This is a genomic window from Aureimonas phyllosphaerae (assembly GCF_047943035.1).
Taxonomy (GTDB): Bacteria; Pseudomonadota; Alphaproteobacteria; order Rhizobiales; family Rhizobiaceae; genus Aureimonas; species Aureimonas phyllosphaerae.
In genome coordinates, this window is the sequence record NZ_CP181348.1 from 493,554 (window position 1) to 508,053 (window position 14,500).

7 protein-coding genes and 6 pseudogenes are annotated in these 14,500 nt (G+C 61.2%); 7 read left to right on the top strand and 6 right to left on the bottom strand.

Annotated elements, in window-relative coordinates; genetic code table 11:
- Positions 1-173 precede the first annotated feature (173 nt).
- A complete protein-coding gene (locus ACLNGM_RS02230) occupies positions 174-1,190 on the bottom strand; it encodes an IS110 family transposase (protein ID WP_416357007.1) in 1,017 nt (338 codons plus the stop codon).
- Between the two features lie 72 nt (positions 1,191-1,262).
- On the opposite strand from ACLNGM_RS02230, the pseudogene ACLNGM_RS02235 reads away from it, so the two are divergent.
- Both ACLNGM_RS02235 and ACLNGM_RS02240 read left to right on the top strand, forming a co-directional pair.
- Positions 1,263-2,195 (top strand): annotated as a pseudogene (locus ACLNGM_RS02235) (IS3 family transposase); the annotation flags it as partial.
- A 426-nt stretch (positions 2,196-2,621) separates the two neighbouring features.
- The gene (locus tag ACLNGM_RS02240) at positions 2,622-2,897 is read left to right on the top strand and encodes a hypothetical protein (RefSeq protein ID WP_416357008.1); all 276 of its coding nucleotides are present in this window, start codon (positions 2,622-2,624) and stop codon (positions 2,895-2,897) included.
- Between the two features lie 173 nt (positions 2,898-3,070).
- Here the strand turns inward: ACLNGM_RS02240 and ACLNGM_RS02245 are convergent.
- Positions 3,071-3,729: pseudogene (locus ACLNGM_RS02245) on the bottom strand (IS3 family transposase); the annotation flags it as partial.
- 52 nt (positions 3,730-3,781) lie between these two features.
- On the opposite strand from ACLNGM_RS02245, the pseudogene ACLNGM_RS02250 reads away from it, so the two are divergent.
- From ACLNGM_RS02250 to ACLNGM_RS02260, 3 genes and pseudogenes are all read left to right on the top strand, one after another.
- Positions 3,782-4,259 (top strand): annotated as a pseudogene (locus ACLNGM_RS02250) (transposase); the annotation flags it as partial.
- 124 nt (positions 4,260-4,383) lie between these two features.
- Positions 4,384-4,827, top strand: a pseudogene (locus ACLNGM_RS02255) (integrase core domain-containing protein); the annotation flags it as partial.
- 528 nt (positions 4,828-5,355) lie between these two features.
- Positions 5,356-5,721, top strand: coding sequence for a VanZ family protein (locus ACLNGM_RS02260; RefSeq protein ID WP_416357009.1), 366 nt, complete (start codon positions 5,356-5,358; stop codon positions 5,719-5,721).
- 776 nt (positions 5,722-6,497) lie between these two features.
- Here ACLNGM_RS02260 and ACLNGM_RS02265 read toward each other — a convergent pair.
- Positions 6,498-7,726 (bottom strand): IS3 family transposase gene (locus tag ACLNGM_RS02265; RefSeq protein WP_416357010.1). Its coding sequence is split into 2 segments (ribosomal slippage): positions 6,498-7,378 and positions 7,378-7,726, totalling 1,230 coding nucleotides; the frame shifts between segments, so codons are not numbered across the junction.
- A 1,221-nt stretch (positions 7,727-8,947) separates the two neighbouring features.
- On the opposite strand from ACLNGM_RS02265, the gene ACLNGM_RS02270 reads away from it, so the two are divergent.
- Both ACLNGM_RS02270 and ACLNGM_RS02275 read left to right on the top strand, forming a co-directional pair.
- Positions 8,948-9,163 (top strand): hypothetical protein, encoded by a 216-nt coding sequence (locus ACLNGM_RS02270; RefSeq protein WP_416357011.1) that lies wholly within the window; start codon positions 8,948-8,950, stop codon positions 9,161-9,163.
- Positions 9,164-9,731: 568 nt separating this feature from the next.
- Positions 9,732-11,066: pseudogene (locus ACLNGM_RS02275) on the top strand (IS701 family transposase).
- Between the two features lie 1,111 nt (positions 11,067-12,177).
- Here the strand turns inward: ACLNGM_RS02275 and ACLNGM_RS02280 are convergent.
- The 3 genes and pseudogenes from ACLNGM_RS02280 to ACLNGM_RS02290 all read right to left on the bottom strand — a co-directional run.
- Positions 12,178-12,405, bottom strand: a pseudogene (locus ACLNGM_RS02280) (transposase); the annotation flags it as partial.
- Between the two features lie 171 nt (positions 12,406-12,576).
- On the bottom strand, positions 12,577-14,019 hold the full coding sequence (locus ACLNGM_RS02285; protein ID WP_416357012.1) for an oligosaccharide flippase family protein: 1,443 nt from the start codon (positions 14,017-14,019) through the stop codon (positions 12,577-12,579).
- 135 nt (positions 14,020-14,154) lie between these two features.
- Positions 14,155-14,412 carry a hypothetical protein gene (locus ACLNGM_RS02290; RefSeq protein WP_416357013.1) on the bottom strand — a complete coding sequence of 86 codons (258 nt, stop codon included), beginning with the start codon at positions 14,410-14,412 and terminating at the stop codon, positions 14,155-14,157.
- Positions 14,413-14,500: the final 88 nt, after the last annotated feature.

Below are 14,500 nucleotides of genomic sequence, written 5' to 3' on the forward strand. Positions count from 1 at the left end.
GGCCTGTTTGTGGGACATGTCGATCCCTGGCCATGATGGGATACGCGCCGCGGTCGTCCTTCCAAGTGGTTCAGCCTTCGACGGCTGCATTTTTGCTCAGGCTTCGACCACGTCACCATCGACTGCTTGCCATCACTCCTCTGCTGCAGACCTCTTCGTGCGGATGCCGGGCGTCAGGCTGCGATCGGCGTCAGTGGCCGATAAAGCTCGTTGCGGGCAAGCACCGCCCAACTGATCCGGACGATCTTGTTCGCAAGCGCCACGACGGCGACGTTCTTGTGCACGCGCGTCTCGAGCTGATCGAGCCACGGACCGAGACCCTGCTCGCGCTTCATGTGCATGCTCGCCGACCTCGCCCCGTGAATGAACAAACGCCGTAGATGGCTGTTGCCGCGCTTGGACATGCCAAGCAGCGTCGACTTGCCGCCGGTGGAATGCTGGCGTGGAATGAGGCCGAGCCAAGCCGCGAGGTCGCGGCCCCGCTTGAAGCCCGTGCCATCGGCTACGGCCGCGACCAGCGCCGTGGCAACCAGCGGTCCGACACCTGGTATGGCGAGCAGACGCTGGCAGCCCTCGTCCGCATTGGCGATCGCCTCGATCTCCTTGGTCACGGTGGCGATGTCGGTCTCGAGGCCGCACCACTCGTTCCAGAGCTGCTGCAGGATGGTGCGCATCCGCGGGGACAACGTCGAGCGTTCGTCGGTGAACAGCTTTGGCATCTCGCGTGCCATGTGGCGCCGTCCCTTGCGGAACACGATGCCTCTCTCCAGAAGAAAGGCCCGGATCTGGTTGATCACCGCGGTCCGGCGGCTCACCAGCCGCTCGCGCACACGGTGCAGCGCCTGCAGATCGAGCTGCTCGACCGACTTTGCCGGCACGAAGCGCATCGTCGGTCGCTGGACAGCTTCCGCGATCGCCTCGGCGTCGAGGTAGTCGTTCTTGTTGGACTTCAGGAACGGCTTGACGAACTGGGGCGCCATCAGCCGCACGTCGTGATCGAAGGTCGCCAGCTCACGCGCCAGGTGATGAGCGCCGCAACACGCTTCCATTCCGACTAGGCAGCGAGGCAGCGCCTCCATCTGCCGCATCAGCTGCGTGCGGCTGACCTTCTTCTTCCACAGGATCGCACCCGTGGCGTTCAACGCCACGAGGTGGAACGATGTCTTGCCGATTACCGCTACCTCTGTCATGACGGTCCTCCTCGGTGAAGGCGATCAGGATGCGCCTGACCAAGCCGCTCCGTAAGGGGGCGGACCATCCCACAAGTGGTGACGCCCGCCGCCCGACGGGAGGCCGTGGCGTATCTCGCCGCGACGTTCCAGATGAGTGAGCGGCGGGCGTGCCGGGTCATTGGCGCAGATCGAGCCAGCGTGCGCTACGAGGGAACGCGGCCCGACGATGGCCTGCTTCGGCGACGGTTGAAGGAGTTGGCGGGCGAACGCCGACGCTTCGGCTACAGGTGGTTGCACGTCCTGCTGAAGCGGGAGGGCCATGCCGTCAACCGCAAGCGCATCCAGCGGTTCTAACGCGAGGAGAAGTTGACCGTCCGACGCCGTGGCGGGCGCAAGCGTGCCATGGGAACCCGTCGCCCGATCGAGGCACCCGTGACCGCCAACCAGCGCTGGAGCCTGGACTTCCTGTCCGACCAGCTCACGGACGGTCGCCGCTTCCGGATCCTGGCCGTGGTGGACGACTGCACCCGCGAATGCCTGGTGCTGGCCGCCGACACGTCGCTATCAGGTCTGCGGGTTGCGCGTGAACTCGACGCCGTCGTGCGTCATCGCGGGCGCCCGACGACCATCGTCAGCGACAACGGCACGGAGTTCACCTCCAACGCGATCCTGGCCTGGGCAGACGAAGCCTGCATCGGCTGGCACTACATCGCTCCCGGCAAGCCGCAGCAGAACGGCTTCATCGAGAGCTTCAACGGCCGTCTGCGCGATGAACTTCTGAACGAGACGCTGTCCCGATCGCTGCCGTCTGCCCGTGCCGTGCTGGAAGCCTGGCGGCGGGACTACAACGAGGAACGGCCGCATTCGAAGCTCGGCTGGATGACGCCTCGGGACTACGCTCGCACCATCATGGACACCACCGGCCGAAACGCTGCGCTCATCGATGGCTCCGCGCTTCGGCCTCTTGCAACCGCCATCGCCGATGGCTCAGATCACGACAGGACTCTCGCTCCCGCTGGATGAAAAAGGGGGTCACGTCAACTCCAGTAAACTCGGAGCGGCTCAGACCAGTTGGAAAATTTGTTTCCATGTGAGCGGATAAAAGGTGCACTTTATGGAGTTTTTAGATACGCGTGAACGCTCAACAGGAGGAAGGTCATGGGTCGACCGCCAATGTATGTGACAAAGGTTACCGTGAACCTACCTGACGATGTGCCAGCTCGGATTGATGCCATCGTTGGAAAACAACGACGCGCTCGATTCATACGCGATGCTGTGGAGCAAGCCCTACGGGTTGCTGAAACCGCGATCGCACATGAGCGCCACCGCAATAGCCTCGTTCGCAGATGAAGCGGATGTCGATGGACAGTAGGAGGCCTTCCTTAGGTCCGATCAGGTTCACGTCAGTGGTTCTTGAAAGTTTTCCAACAAATTGAAGTGGAGCATTCGATGGCGATCGTTCTGGAAGCGAATGATGATGGTGAGTTCGAAATCCCGGTCGTGGGTAGCGTTCCTCGACTGCATATGGCCATGCATAAGAATGGCGTGGCACTGATTGGACAGACGACCAAGGTCCTTGATAACGGCAGACTGGCCACACTCCGGATCCAGCTGACAAACCGGGCTATCGAAGAGGCACTTGGCCTACTGCTGCATTACGCAGAAGAAATCAACCTTGAACCGAAGCCCGGTGCGGGACCAAGAAAGGGACCCCCCTTCAACTGAGTGAACTGGCAACGTCAGAACGCCCATCTAAGGCAGAAGGGGCTTGGCAACGCCTCCTTCCCAAGACATAAGCGACACATGTTTCAGCGTCTGTTGCAGATCGCGGCATGGCTTACGCTTGCGGTTGTTGTCCTACTCACTGGCCTGCCCCCGTTAGGTGGCCCGGTTCAAATCTAATGCATGGTTGGCTTGTCGGCGACGTTTGAGGTGGCCGGCGAAGCGGGTTGGGGTGGCGCAGCGGGCCACGGCACGACGGCAGGAGTGGGTGGACGGTAGCCCAGGCTCGAGTGTGGACGCCGGGTGTTGTAGTGCTTGCGCCAGCTTTCGATCACGATCCGGGCCTCGGCCAGGCTGTAGAAGATCTCGCCGTTCAGGAGTTCGTCCCGGAGCTTCGAGTTGAAGCTCTCGCAGTATCCATTCTCCCACGGACTGCCCGGCGCGATGAAGGCAGTCCTGGTGCCAACCGCCGCGATCCACTCGCGCACGGCCTTTGCGATGAACTCGGGACCGTTGTCGGAACGGATGTGTCCCGGCACGCCGCGCAGGATGAAGAGGTCGGACAGAACGTCGATGACGTCTGCGGATTTCAGCTTCCGGTCGATCCGGATGGCGAGGCACTCGCGGGTGAACTCGTCGATCACGTCGGCGCAAACGCGCAGCGTTTGTCGCTGAGCATCCGGAACTTGCGGCCATTGTGAGTGCGGTCCTCGACGAAGTCATAGGACCAGACATGATTGGGCCGTTCGGGTCGAAGCCGAACGCAGGATCCGTCGTTCAGCCAGAGCCGACCGCGCTTGGGCTGGCGAGCGGGGACCTTCAGATGGTCCGCCTCTGAAAAGCGGCCCTCCGTGAAGTAGGCTTTTGAGCCGCTGGAGGACACGAGAATGGGACAGAAGAAACACAAGCCTGAAAAGATCGTCGCCAAGCTGAGGCAGGTTGATGTGTTGCTCTCGCAGGGCCGCCCGGTAGCGGAGGCGATCCGCACGATCAGCGTGACGCCGTTCACCTATTACCGATGGCGCAAGGAGTTCGGCGGGCTGAAGTCGGACCAAGTGAAGCGGCTGAAGGATCTGGAGAAGGAGAACAAGTGGCTGCGCAAGGCCGTGTCGGCCTGACGTTTGAGAAGCTGATCCCGAAGAGTGAGGCTTTGCCGAACGCTTCGGGAAACTGGTGAGCCCCGCCCGGCGCCGTCGCTGCATCGCCCATACTATGCGCAAGTTCGGTGTGTTGGAGCGGCTGGCTTACCGGGTTCTAAGGCAGCACCGATCGACACAGCGCAAGGTGCCACGGGGACATTCCGACGATGCGGCGCTGACGGCTGACGTCATTGAGTTGGCGACGCAGTATGGACGCTATGGGCACCCGCTCCAGCCGCCATGCCGTGGCCGGCTGCGCTACCCCAACCCGCTTCGCCGGCCACCTTGAACGTCGCCGACAAGCCCACCATGCATTAGATTGAAACCGGGCCACCTAACGGGGGCAGGCCAGGCCGTTCCGGATCCTGACGATCCCCGATTGCCATACGAGGGAAGCTCTCGCGACCTGTGCGAGGACGAACTTCCGAGCCTATCAGGTCGCTGAGGAACTCGACCGGTTGGTCGCCCTTCGTGGCAAGCCGACGAGCATTCGGGTGGACAATGGCCCGGAGTTCGCCGGTCGGATGCTGGACCAGTGAGCTTATCTGAACAAGGTCGAACTGGACTTCTCGAGGTCGGGAAAGCCAACGGACAACGCATTTATCGAAGCCTTCAACGCCCGTCTGCGCAGCGAATGCCTCAACGCCTCCTGGTTCCTGTCCATGGCGGACGCCCGGTCACGGATCGACGCCTGGCGGGAGGACTACAATCACCACCGTCCGCATACGAGCTTGGGCAACTTGACCCCGGGCGAGTTCGCGGATCAACTCAGAACAGCCCGAGAACTCTCATGACGGCTGGGCCAAAATCCGGGTCAGGACCAAGCCCACCATGCATCAGATTCCGACCGGGCCACCTAATGGGGGAGGCCACACCCGTCGGTCATTAGAGCTCCCGGCGGGTCGCCTTAATTTTGGGAGAGCGCGGTGCGGAAAGGCCAGATGATACTCGTCCTGCTCGTTGGCGCGTCCAGCATGGACACGGTTTCAAGCCAGGCTGCAAATCTCACTTTCACTGCAAGCAGAATTGCCGACGCCTCTATCACTTATGCCGGCCCTTTTCATGAGTCCCAAGACGTCTCTAAATTGCTGCGAATGATTGAGACAGAAACTGCAGACCGTTTTCGGAATGAGGTGCTGACAGTGCCCCGCACTGGTAGAACGACATGGTCGATCCTCTTGCCTCGATGCCTCCCGAGTGTTGAAAGCGTCGAAGCACGTTCTCAAGCGGTCAACCTGCGTCAACTGTGGCGTTGACCACGTCATTTGAGGCGAAGGCGACGGGGACTTGGCACCGCCTCAATCGGCGTGCATGGGCTGCCGATGATCAACCGTCTCTTTCAGATCGCCGCTTGGCTCGCGCTCGCGGTGATCGTCTTTATCACCGTGTCGCCGATCGGCCTGAGGCCGCACGACATGCTTTCAGTCAGTTACGATCGGGCTTTCGCATTCACCATCCTAACGGCACTCTTCGTGCTAGCCTATCCCAAGCGTTGGTTGCCGGTCGGCCTGACGATCATCGTGAGTGCCGGGGGTATCGAGCTGCTGCAGGAGCTTTCGCCCTCCCGACACGCCAAGGTGAGCGATGCTCTCGTGAAGGCAGGAGGGGCTGCCCTTGGAGTTGCCTTGGCTTGGGCGTTCAATGCAATGCGTGAACGGCGCCAACAAAGAATTGCCAGTGGTGTTTGAGGCGGGGGCAATGGGTCCGTCAGCTTGCGGCCAGCGTTGACCTTTAGAGACAAGCCTCGATCAATGGGGATGTCGGTGATGAGCGTTGAGGCAAAGCAGGCATCCAACCAGTCGACCGTGCATCATATACGTCCGACTTGGAAGTTCGTCCTTAGCGCGGCCGTTGCGGCAGCTTGGATCGGGCTTTTTGCGTTGACGGCTGCGTCATTCGTCGAAGCGGCTCGCTACTGGTAGGATCGCAATCATAGGCTTGTTAAACCGAGATACCGCCGACAGATCGCGTCTACCCCATCGCGTCGATAACTCGGGTCGTCGATGCGAAGACCCGCCCGGTATCTAGGGCTGAGGGCGGGTCGCCCTTCGTAACCGAAGTGACGCTCAGGCAACACGCTTACCTCGGTCTGAAACCAACAGTAGAAGCTGCGCCACAAATGGATATGTTGCGGCGCAGCGACAAGCATGTTGGGGAACCGGCTTGTTGTCAGGCCCGGGTGCGATCCAACACCGTTGCCCGGGCCGCCTTAATAGGCAAGCGATTAAGCTGCCCAAATAGCATCACCATAATGTTGACGAATATCACCACCGCGGCCCCGATCGTGTAACGTACCCTGAACTCGATCTCCTGCGCTTGGTGTTTGATCCCGGGGTTTCACAGTGTGATCCTTTCCGTAGAATGGAAGGATGCCCTATGGGACAGGTTCGTCACGGCAGCGCCACGACAACGCATGGCCTGCCCTGGAGTGGACCCCGTTTCACCGGACAGGCGGCGGTTGGGTTTAGGCACTCAGCCTGATAAACTCGCGGGGCGAGCGGAACTTCAGTCCTGAGTGCGGGTGGACCTCGCAATAGTCCTCGATCCAGAGCGGCCGCAATGCAAGAATGGTGTCGGCGTCGGGCAGGATCGTCACCCGAGCATAGTCCCGCTTCAGCGTCTTGACGAAGGCTTCCGACATGCCGTTCGACTCCGGGCTGCGGACGGGCGTGAAGAGCAGCGTCAAGCCGAGGGCACGCGCCGTGTCGGCGGTGTCCCTGGCGATGTAGGCGCTGCCGTTGTCCGATAGCCATTCGACGGCGTGCGGCGCCTTGGTCGTGCCGAAGCGACGCTCGACGGCGGCGACCATGAGATCGCGCACCATCTCTCCAGAGATGCCGGCATTGGCGACGGCAGACCAGGCGATGACCTCTCGGTCGCAGGCGTCCAACACGAAGAGGACGCGCACGACCTCGCGGTTGCGGGCGTGGATCTCCAGATGGTCCGAGCACCAGCGGATGTTGGAGCGCAGCGCGATGACGATGCCGTCGTGGGTTCGACCGGGCCGCGAGGCGGTATGGCGTTCGAGCGTCAGCCCGTGATGCTGCATGATCCGCAGCACCCGCTTGGCGTTGACCGTCGGCTGCCCTCGCAGGCGCAACTCCCGGTTCAGAAGTGCCGTGACCCGCCGGTAGCCGTAGGTCGGCCGGGCATCGACGATGGCACGGATGGCGGGCAGGAACCCGGCATCCTCGGCCTTGCGATACGGTCCCCGCCGCTTCACCGTCGTGCCGCGTCGCTCGCTGATGTGAGAGCGAGCGACGTTCAACGTTCGCGCCACGGCACTCACCGGGAACCGTCCGTCGGATCGCTCCAGGACAGCAAGGGCAACATCCGTTTTTTTGGGCGGGCGACGTCGAGCGCCTCTTTGAGGATCTCGTTCTCCATCGTCTTGCGGCCGAGCAGACGCTCGAGGTCACGGACCCGCTTCTCCAGCTCGCGGACCCTCGACGTGCCGACGACATCTTCGTCGGCCTGGACGGCCGCATGGCCGCCTTCCAGCATCCGGCGCTTCCAGGCGAAGAGCTGCGAGGGTGAGACGCCAGCCTGACGTGCCACGAAGGACACGCTCATGCCCGGCTGCATCGCCTCCTCGACGAGCCGGACCTTCTCGGCGGTCGACCAGCGACGCCGCCGTTGCACCGAGGTGATCACTTCGACCCTCGAGATCGGGCCGTCAGGAGCTTTCGACATAGTCGTACTCATAGGCGAATGCCTATGCCTTATCGGCTATGCCGCCTGTCCGGTCGAAACGGGGTGCGCTCCAGGGGCCGATGGGGTAGAACGTCACCCTCATTAAGTCGCCGAATAATTAATTGTATCTTAAGATGGCAGTGGGAGGCGTTTGAGAACTGCCCTATCCTCGGTTGTGCAAACTAGGCGTTCTAGCGCGCCCTTCCCGAGGTTCGTCTGCCATGCTCTTGAGGACGTCAGCACGCCGCCTGCCTGCTTGGGAGCGGTGGTTCGCTTGGCGTCCCGTAGTCGCGTTCACAGGTAACCCGAACGCGCCCCACCAGCGCCTATGGCTCCGTTATTGTTACCGCCGGCGCCACCATCGTGGCCATTGGCAGTACAAGACGGCCGAATACCCGAAGTCAGCTGGTGAAGTGCAACCACGCCACCAGGCCGCTGAGCCAGAGGATCGTTGATAAGGTCAACCCGATCGCTAACCCGCGTGCGGGGCTCTGCGCGGCTCGATACTGCCGACGCTCGAACGCCTTACGATTGAACTTCGCGTGCTGAACTGCGTATGCCATGGCTCGATCCCTTCACGCTTAGAATGATCATGGGGCACGAGAGTTCACCGAACCTTACTATCTTTAATCACGCCCTTTCGAGGCGGAGTTAACTCCACCGTTCGATGCGAGCGAACTCAACTGATCGCGGACGCCTTCCTGAGGTTTCACCGCGAAGACCCTCCCGGTAATTAGAGCTCCGGGCGGGTCGCCTCGATTTTGGGAGGGCGCGGTGCGGGAAGGCCAGATAATACTCGCCCTGTTGGTTGGCGCGTCCAGCATGGTCACATTTTCCAGCCAGGCTGCGGATCTCACCTTCACTGCACACAGGATTGCAGACGCCTCTATCACTTTCTCCGGCCCGTTTCATAAGTCTCAAGACGTCCCTAGATTGCTGAGAACCATTGGGACAGAAACTGCAGACCGTTTTCGTAAAGAGGTGCTAGCAGTACCCCGCGTCGGTAGAGCGACATGGTCGATTCTCTTACCTCGCCGCCTCCCGGATGTTGAAAGCGTCGAAGCACGTTCTCAGGCGATCAACCTGCGTCATCTGCGGCGCTGACCAAGTCATTTGATGCTGGAGAGAGTCCAGCTACAAACATAATCCGCGGTCGTGGTTGGACGCTTAGCTACAACCAACGCAAGTTTTCAAGACGTCTAATTACGTCAGGAACGTACGGTGACTCAACCGCTCCTCCTCACAGCCATCCAGCGCCAGGCCATTCGTGTGCTGGTGGAGAACACCGATACCGTCTCCCCATCAATCAGCAGCAGGGATCTCGAAGACGATCTCTTGGTTGCCATCTTTGATCTCGTCCGAATGGGCCTTGCTATCGAGCGCGTCGAAGGAGGTGAAGCCATGTTCTTTCGCGCAAACCAATCGGCGATTAGCTAGAACGCCCGCACCATTTGAGGTGCAGTTGACTCTGAACCATGCCACTGGCGTATTCAGCGGATCGCGCAGACTTCCCAAACGAAGCGCGAAGACCCGCTCGGCAATCGACCCCCTAAGTTGACGTCGAGCGGGTCGCCCTTCGAGGTAGGGGCATCAATGATAGTCAGGTTGACTAACTAGCCTGCGGAAGCGCCTGCTCAGAATGTGCCGGCATTCTGCCTCGTACGCGGGCGCGGTTCAGTGGCTTGCCAGTTACGACGACCGCGCCCTCTGATGCAAAAGAAGGGCCAAGCTCACTTCAGGACAGATGATGATGGATCGCTCGGACGACACGCGGCTCGAAATGGTGGGCTGCGATCGCGACATTCAGCAGCCCGAGCCATATCACAGCCGACACGATTAGCCCATTCACAAGGCCGACTGAAAACCGCCCCATCAGAATCACTCGCATGAGAACCAGCAGACCACCTAGCACTACTTTGGCAGAATGTGTCTAGCAGGGATTCCCTCGGCATCTGAACGGTGATTCACAGGAGGTCGGCTTACGGAGGGCCGACCATGGGATCGGATTGGCGAGTGGAACGTGGAACGGTGGCTGGCGCCGTTCCTGACGGCGCTGGGGCATAAGGCGCGGACCAGAATATGCCCGGCCTATGTGGCAGGCCTGATCGCGATTGGTGAGCGCAAGAGCATTCAGCCGATGGCGCTGCGCGACGGCGTCGTCGGCTACGATCAGTTGCATCATTTTGTCGGCGCCGGTGTGTGGGACGCAGCGCCCCTGGAGCAGGAACTGGCACGTCAGGCCGATGCGATGCTGGGCGGGGACAAGGCCTTCCTGATCGTCGACGACACGGCGCTGCCGAAGAAGGGCGCGCACTCGGTCGGCGTGGCGCCGCAATACGCTTCGGCGCTGGGCAAGAATGCCAACTGCCAGACGCTGGCGTCGCTGACGCTCGCGTCTCGTGAGGTGCCGGTCATGGTGGGCTTGCGGCTGTTCCTGCCCGAGAGCTGGACGAGTGACGAGGCGCGGCTCGCCAGAACCGGTGTGCCGGAGCATCGCAGAGCCTACAGGACCAAACCCGAGATCGCGATCGAGGAGATCGATCGGCTGCGCGCCGCCGGTGTTCGCTTCGGCTGCGTTCTGGCGGATGCGGGATACGGCCTGTCGGCACCGTTCCGACAGGCTCTGAGCGACCGCGGCCTGTCCTGGGCGGTCGGCATCCCCGAACACAAAAGGTCTACCCGTCCGACGTGGCGATGATCTTCCCCGTCGCAAGCCGCGGGCGACCCAGGAAGAACCATATGCCCGACGTCGTCTCGGTTCCGGTCCAGGCCATGCTGGAGAGCGTGCGATGGCGCAAGCTCTCCTGGCGGCGCGGCGTGAAGGGCCCGCTGGCCGCCCGCTTCGCTGCCATCCGCGTGCGCGTGGCAGACGGCCCGCCCCAGCGCATCGGCGCCATGGGCGCACAGCACCTGCCGGGCCAGGAGGTCTGGCTTGTCGGCGAGCATCGCTCGTCGGGCGAGAGGAAGTACTATCTCGCCAATCTGCCACCCGAGACGCCGTTGACGCGCCTCGCCGGCGCCATCAAGGCGCGCTGGGTGTGCGAGCCAAGCGCACCAGCAGATGAAGGAGGAGCTCGGCCTCGACCACTTCGAGGGCCGATCATGGAAAGGCCTTCACCGGCACGCGCTCATGAGCATGATCGCCTTGCTGTTCCTTTAATCTCGCTGCCTGACCGAGGCGAGGCGGGAAAAAAAGAACGGCGCGCCCATCACCGTCGGGACCACCGCAACCGAGCTTGCCAGCCGTTCGGGCCGCGCTCATCCAAGCCTTCGCCCAACCGCCCCAGACATATGCCCGCATTGCAGGCTCCCGCTCATCACCAATGATCTGCCAAAGTAGTGCTAGTGTCTGAGGTAGATGGCCAAGATGCGGCTCCCTTCAATCGAGGCCGAATTGACTCCGCTTTCGTGAGCGGGTCACGTCTGCACATCGCGTCTACGCCTTGGGGTGGTCGGCACTAAGACCCGTCCGGGAGGTCGAAGAACCGGGCGGGTCATCTCCCCTCATCAGGGGCAGGGGCTTCGCCGGTCGTCAAGTTGACGAACTAGCTTGCTGTAGCGCTCAATCGTAGCGTGCCGGCATTCTGCCTCGCACGAGGGCGCGGTCTAGTGGCTTGCCGGTTACGACAGCCGCGCCCTCCGAGGCAGAGGCTAATGGAACTAGCTAGCCACGTTTCTCCCACGCTGATGTGAATCAAGGTCCACGGCAGCGTCGGGCATTCTGCCCGCATGGTTCTATCGCTTTTCTACACCTTCATTGCCGCCGCTCGCTCGAACGATGGCTGCCTCGAATGGCAAGTGATGACCCACCCAAAATACCAAAATGCGACGGGTAATGAGCCGTTGCCCATGTCAACCTGCGAACGCCGCTGGCGTGGCCGCTCGTGGGAGTACCGAATGCCCCCCGAAAGCGAGGACGATTTCCTGGCGAGGCAGTATTAGGCCGGGCAGAAGTCGCCGTCTGGCGGGTGGCCGAGGTTGAACGTGCCGATGCGCTTGACCTTACCGATGGTCGCGATGCCGTAGTGGGAGCCTTTCGGCCAATCCAGCCAGGCATTGCGAAACTCGATAGAGGCCTGGCGCGATTGGCAGGCGGCGAACATGAGCGCGACGGACTGTTGAACACAAGCCTCAGCGAAGTCGCGGATATTCGTGTCCTGGACGATGATCCGCTTCACCCCCGTTCCGTCATCGCGCAGCTTCGCCATCACCGCTTGGTAAGCGCTTTGGAGCGTCGAGCGACGGATCATCAAGAGGTCGACCGAGGCACCGTCGAAGACCTGCATGCAGTCGCCGTGCGCGCCCGCTTGCCGCCCCTTCACGCCTGTAAGCCGGCAGCGGTCCACCACTATCGTTCCGATCTTGCCGGCCACGTTGACGATGTCGCGAGGATCGCCCTCGGACACGTCGCTCCGGACGTTAAAGATGTCGAGGCGTTTGACCAGCCCGGACATCCGGACGAAGACGCCTGCCTCGCCCCAACGCTTCCAACGGTTGTAGAGCGTCTTCGCTGGACCGTAGTCCTTCGGCGCATCGCGCCATCTCAAGCCGTTGCGGTTGACGAAGATAATGCCACTAAGAACCCGCCGGTCGTCGACACGTGGTCTTCCGTGGCTTTTGGGAAAGAACGGACGAAGCCGCTCCATCTGCTCGTCCGTCAGCCAGTAAAGATCGCTCATATCCAGTCCCCCCGGACAGAGCCTGAATCAGACGACGCGCCTCAAATCAATGGGTCCTGCCGCTCTACGTCGCTTTCAATGACGTGCTGAATCTCGCGGCCGGCGTATAAAACCCGTTTCTAGTGGGCTCACATCAAGCGAACGACGGGTCAAGCCCCCGGCTGGCCACTGCTACGGATCGACCTTATTGATCGCAGCAACAGTGCTGGCAATTTCACGCCGCAGAATCACTGCTGTCACGCCAAAGACTGCGATAGCCACGAGAATGCAGGCAGCCAAGGCAACGATGACGTCGGTGTGGGGTAGCAAGGCGTGCAGCGACACAAGCGCTGCTCCGTTCCCCAGAAGCGCACATGCCAGTGGGGGTGTTAGGCTACGCCACGCCGAGGTTTTGTTGGATTCGGCTGTTTTAAAGGCGAGACCAGTGATGACCAAGCCTCCGATCGCTGCGGAGATGGTGAAAGCCCACGCCGCTTCTGTAACCCCATATTGTGCCGCAAACAGGAGTCCTCCGACGAGGATGGCCGAGAAGACGAGCTGGGTCGGGAACAGGACGTTCTGCCGCCCGTAGGCGATAAGCAGTGGTGTTGATACCGCCTGGACGATGGAGAAGAAGCGCCCGAGGCAGAGGTAGACGACGATCATCTCAACCCCGTTCCAATCCGGACGAACCGCAATCGGAATCGCAACCGGCGCCAAAATGGCCAGACCCATCAGCACCGTGCCCGGGAGCAGGATCGTCAGGGCGAGGATCCGGACATAGGCTTCGTCCGATTTAAGGCCCTTGGACGTGCGGCGCGAGAATAGGGTGAGCGCAATGATCCGGATCGGTTGCCCGCAAACATCCCCCACTGCCGTCACGATACGGTTTGCGGCTCGGAAGACACCAGTTGCCGCCGGCGAGAGAACCGCGCCCACGATAAAGTCGGCGCCATAGGCCGAGACAAGTCCCGTTGTCATCGATCCGTATTGTGGCAGGGACCATCTTGAGACCTCGATCAAATTTCGCCATGACAGGCGATCTGACAGTACGGGACGGCTGAGCAGGCGGTAGCCAATGACGAGCAGGAGGGATCGGAGGTAGATCTGCCATGCAAGAGCGATCAGCCCAGTTCCTGAGAAAAGTAGGCCTATGGCGACGAACGCACTAGCAAACTCAGTTGCCGCGGTGATGCCGTAGTAGCCTTTCAGCTTTCCACTCCGCAGCAGTTGTGCCTCCTGCCAAGCAGAAAAGACGGACAGGATGTTGGAAGGAGCCAGGATGAGGAAGAAGTGCAGGAGTTGAGGGCTACCGAACGGGTCGGCGAAGAACAGGAGAGCCAGCGTGGCACCAGTGACCAACAGGGCCACAAGGGAGCTAACAACGATGCACTCCGAGGAATATTCCGTCAGCTTGTCGGTCTGGATGATATATTGAAATGTCGCACTGTAAAGCAGCGTTCGGGCAATCGCAACGAACGACGAAGCCAAGGCGAAAATACCAAACTCAGTTGGGCTCAAGATCGGTATGGCTACGATCGTAATGAGCAGGCCGACAATTTGGTTGGACGATCTCGATACCATCCCAACAGCCAAGTCGGCATAAACCCCCAGCTGAGAAAACTTGGATTTCATACAATTCTGGCTTTCAGTGCGGCGGGCGGCGAGCGGCGGAATATGTCTCTATCCCGTTGTTACTAGCCTCGAGCCGCCGCATCCGCAATGCGACCCCTTCTTATAGGTCAATCACCCGCTGGAGTTGCAACCGCATCATAACGATGTCCATCTGCGCGCGCAGGTTGCCAAGGAGTCGGTCGCAGCGATCGATGTACGGCATGGACGGATGGCTCGCCTGGCGTTCGGCAGAACGTTATTGCGGAGCAGCCGGTAGGCGAACTCGCCCGGCGCGCTGACCTTGCGCAGGAAGTAGAACGGATTGGGTGTCTGCGAGCAGGTCAGGCGCCAGCCGGACATCCTGCCCTTCTGCGAATTCATTTGAACGCCCGTCCGCGCGCGATTGCGGATCATGTGCCCGTTCGTGTTCGGCAGGCAGGTGGAGTCGACATCCTCGAGCTAGAGCATGTCCGGCCTGCATTGAGTCAAAGCAGTGCTTGTG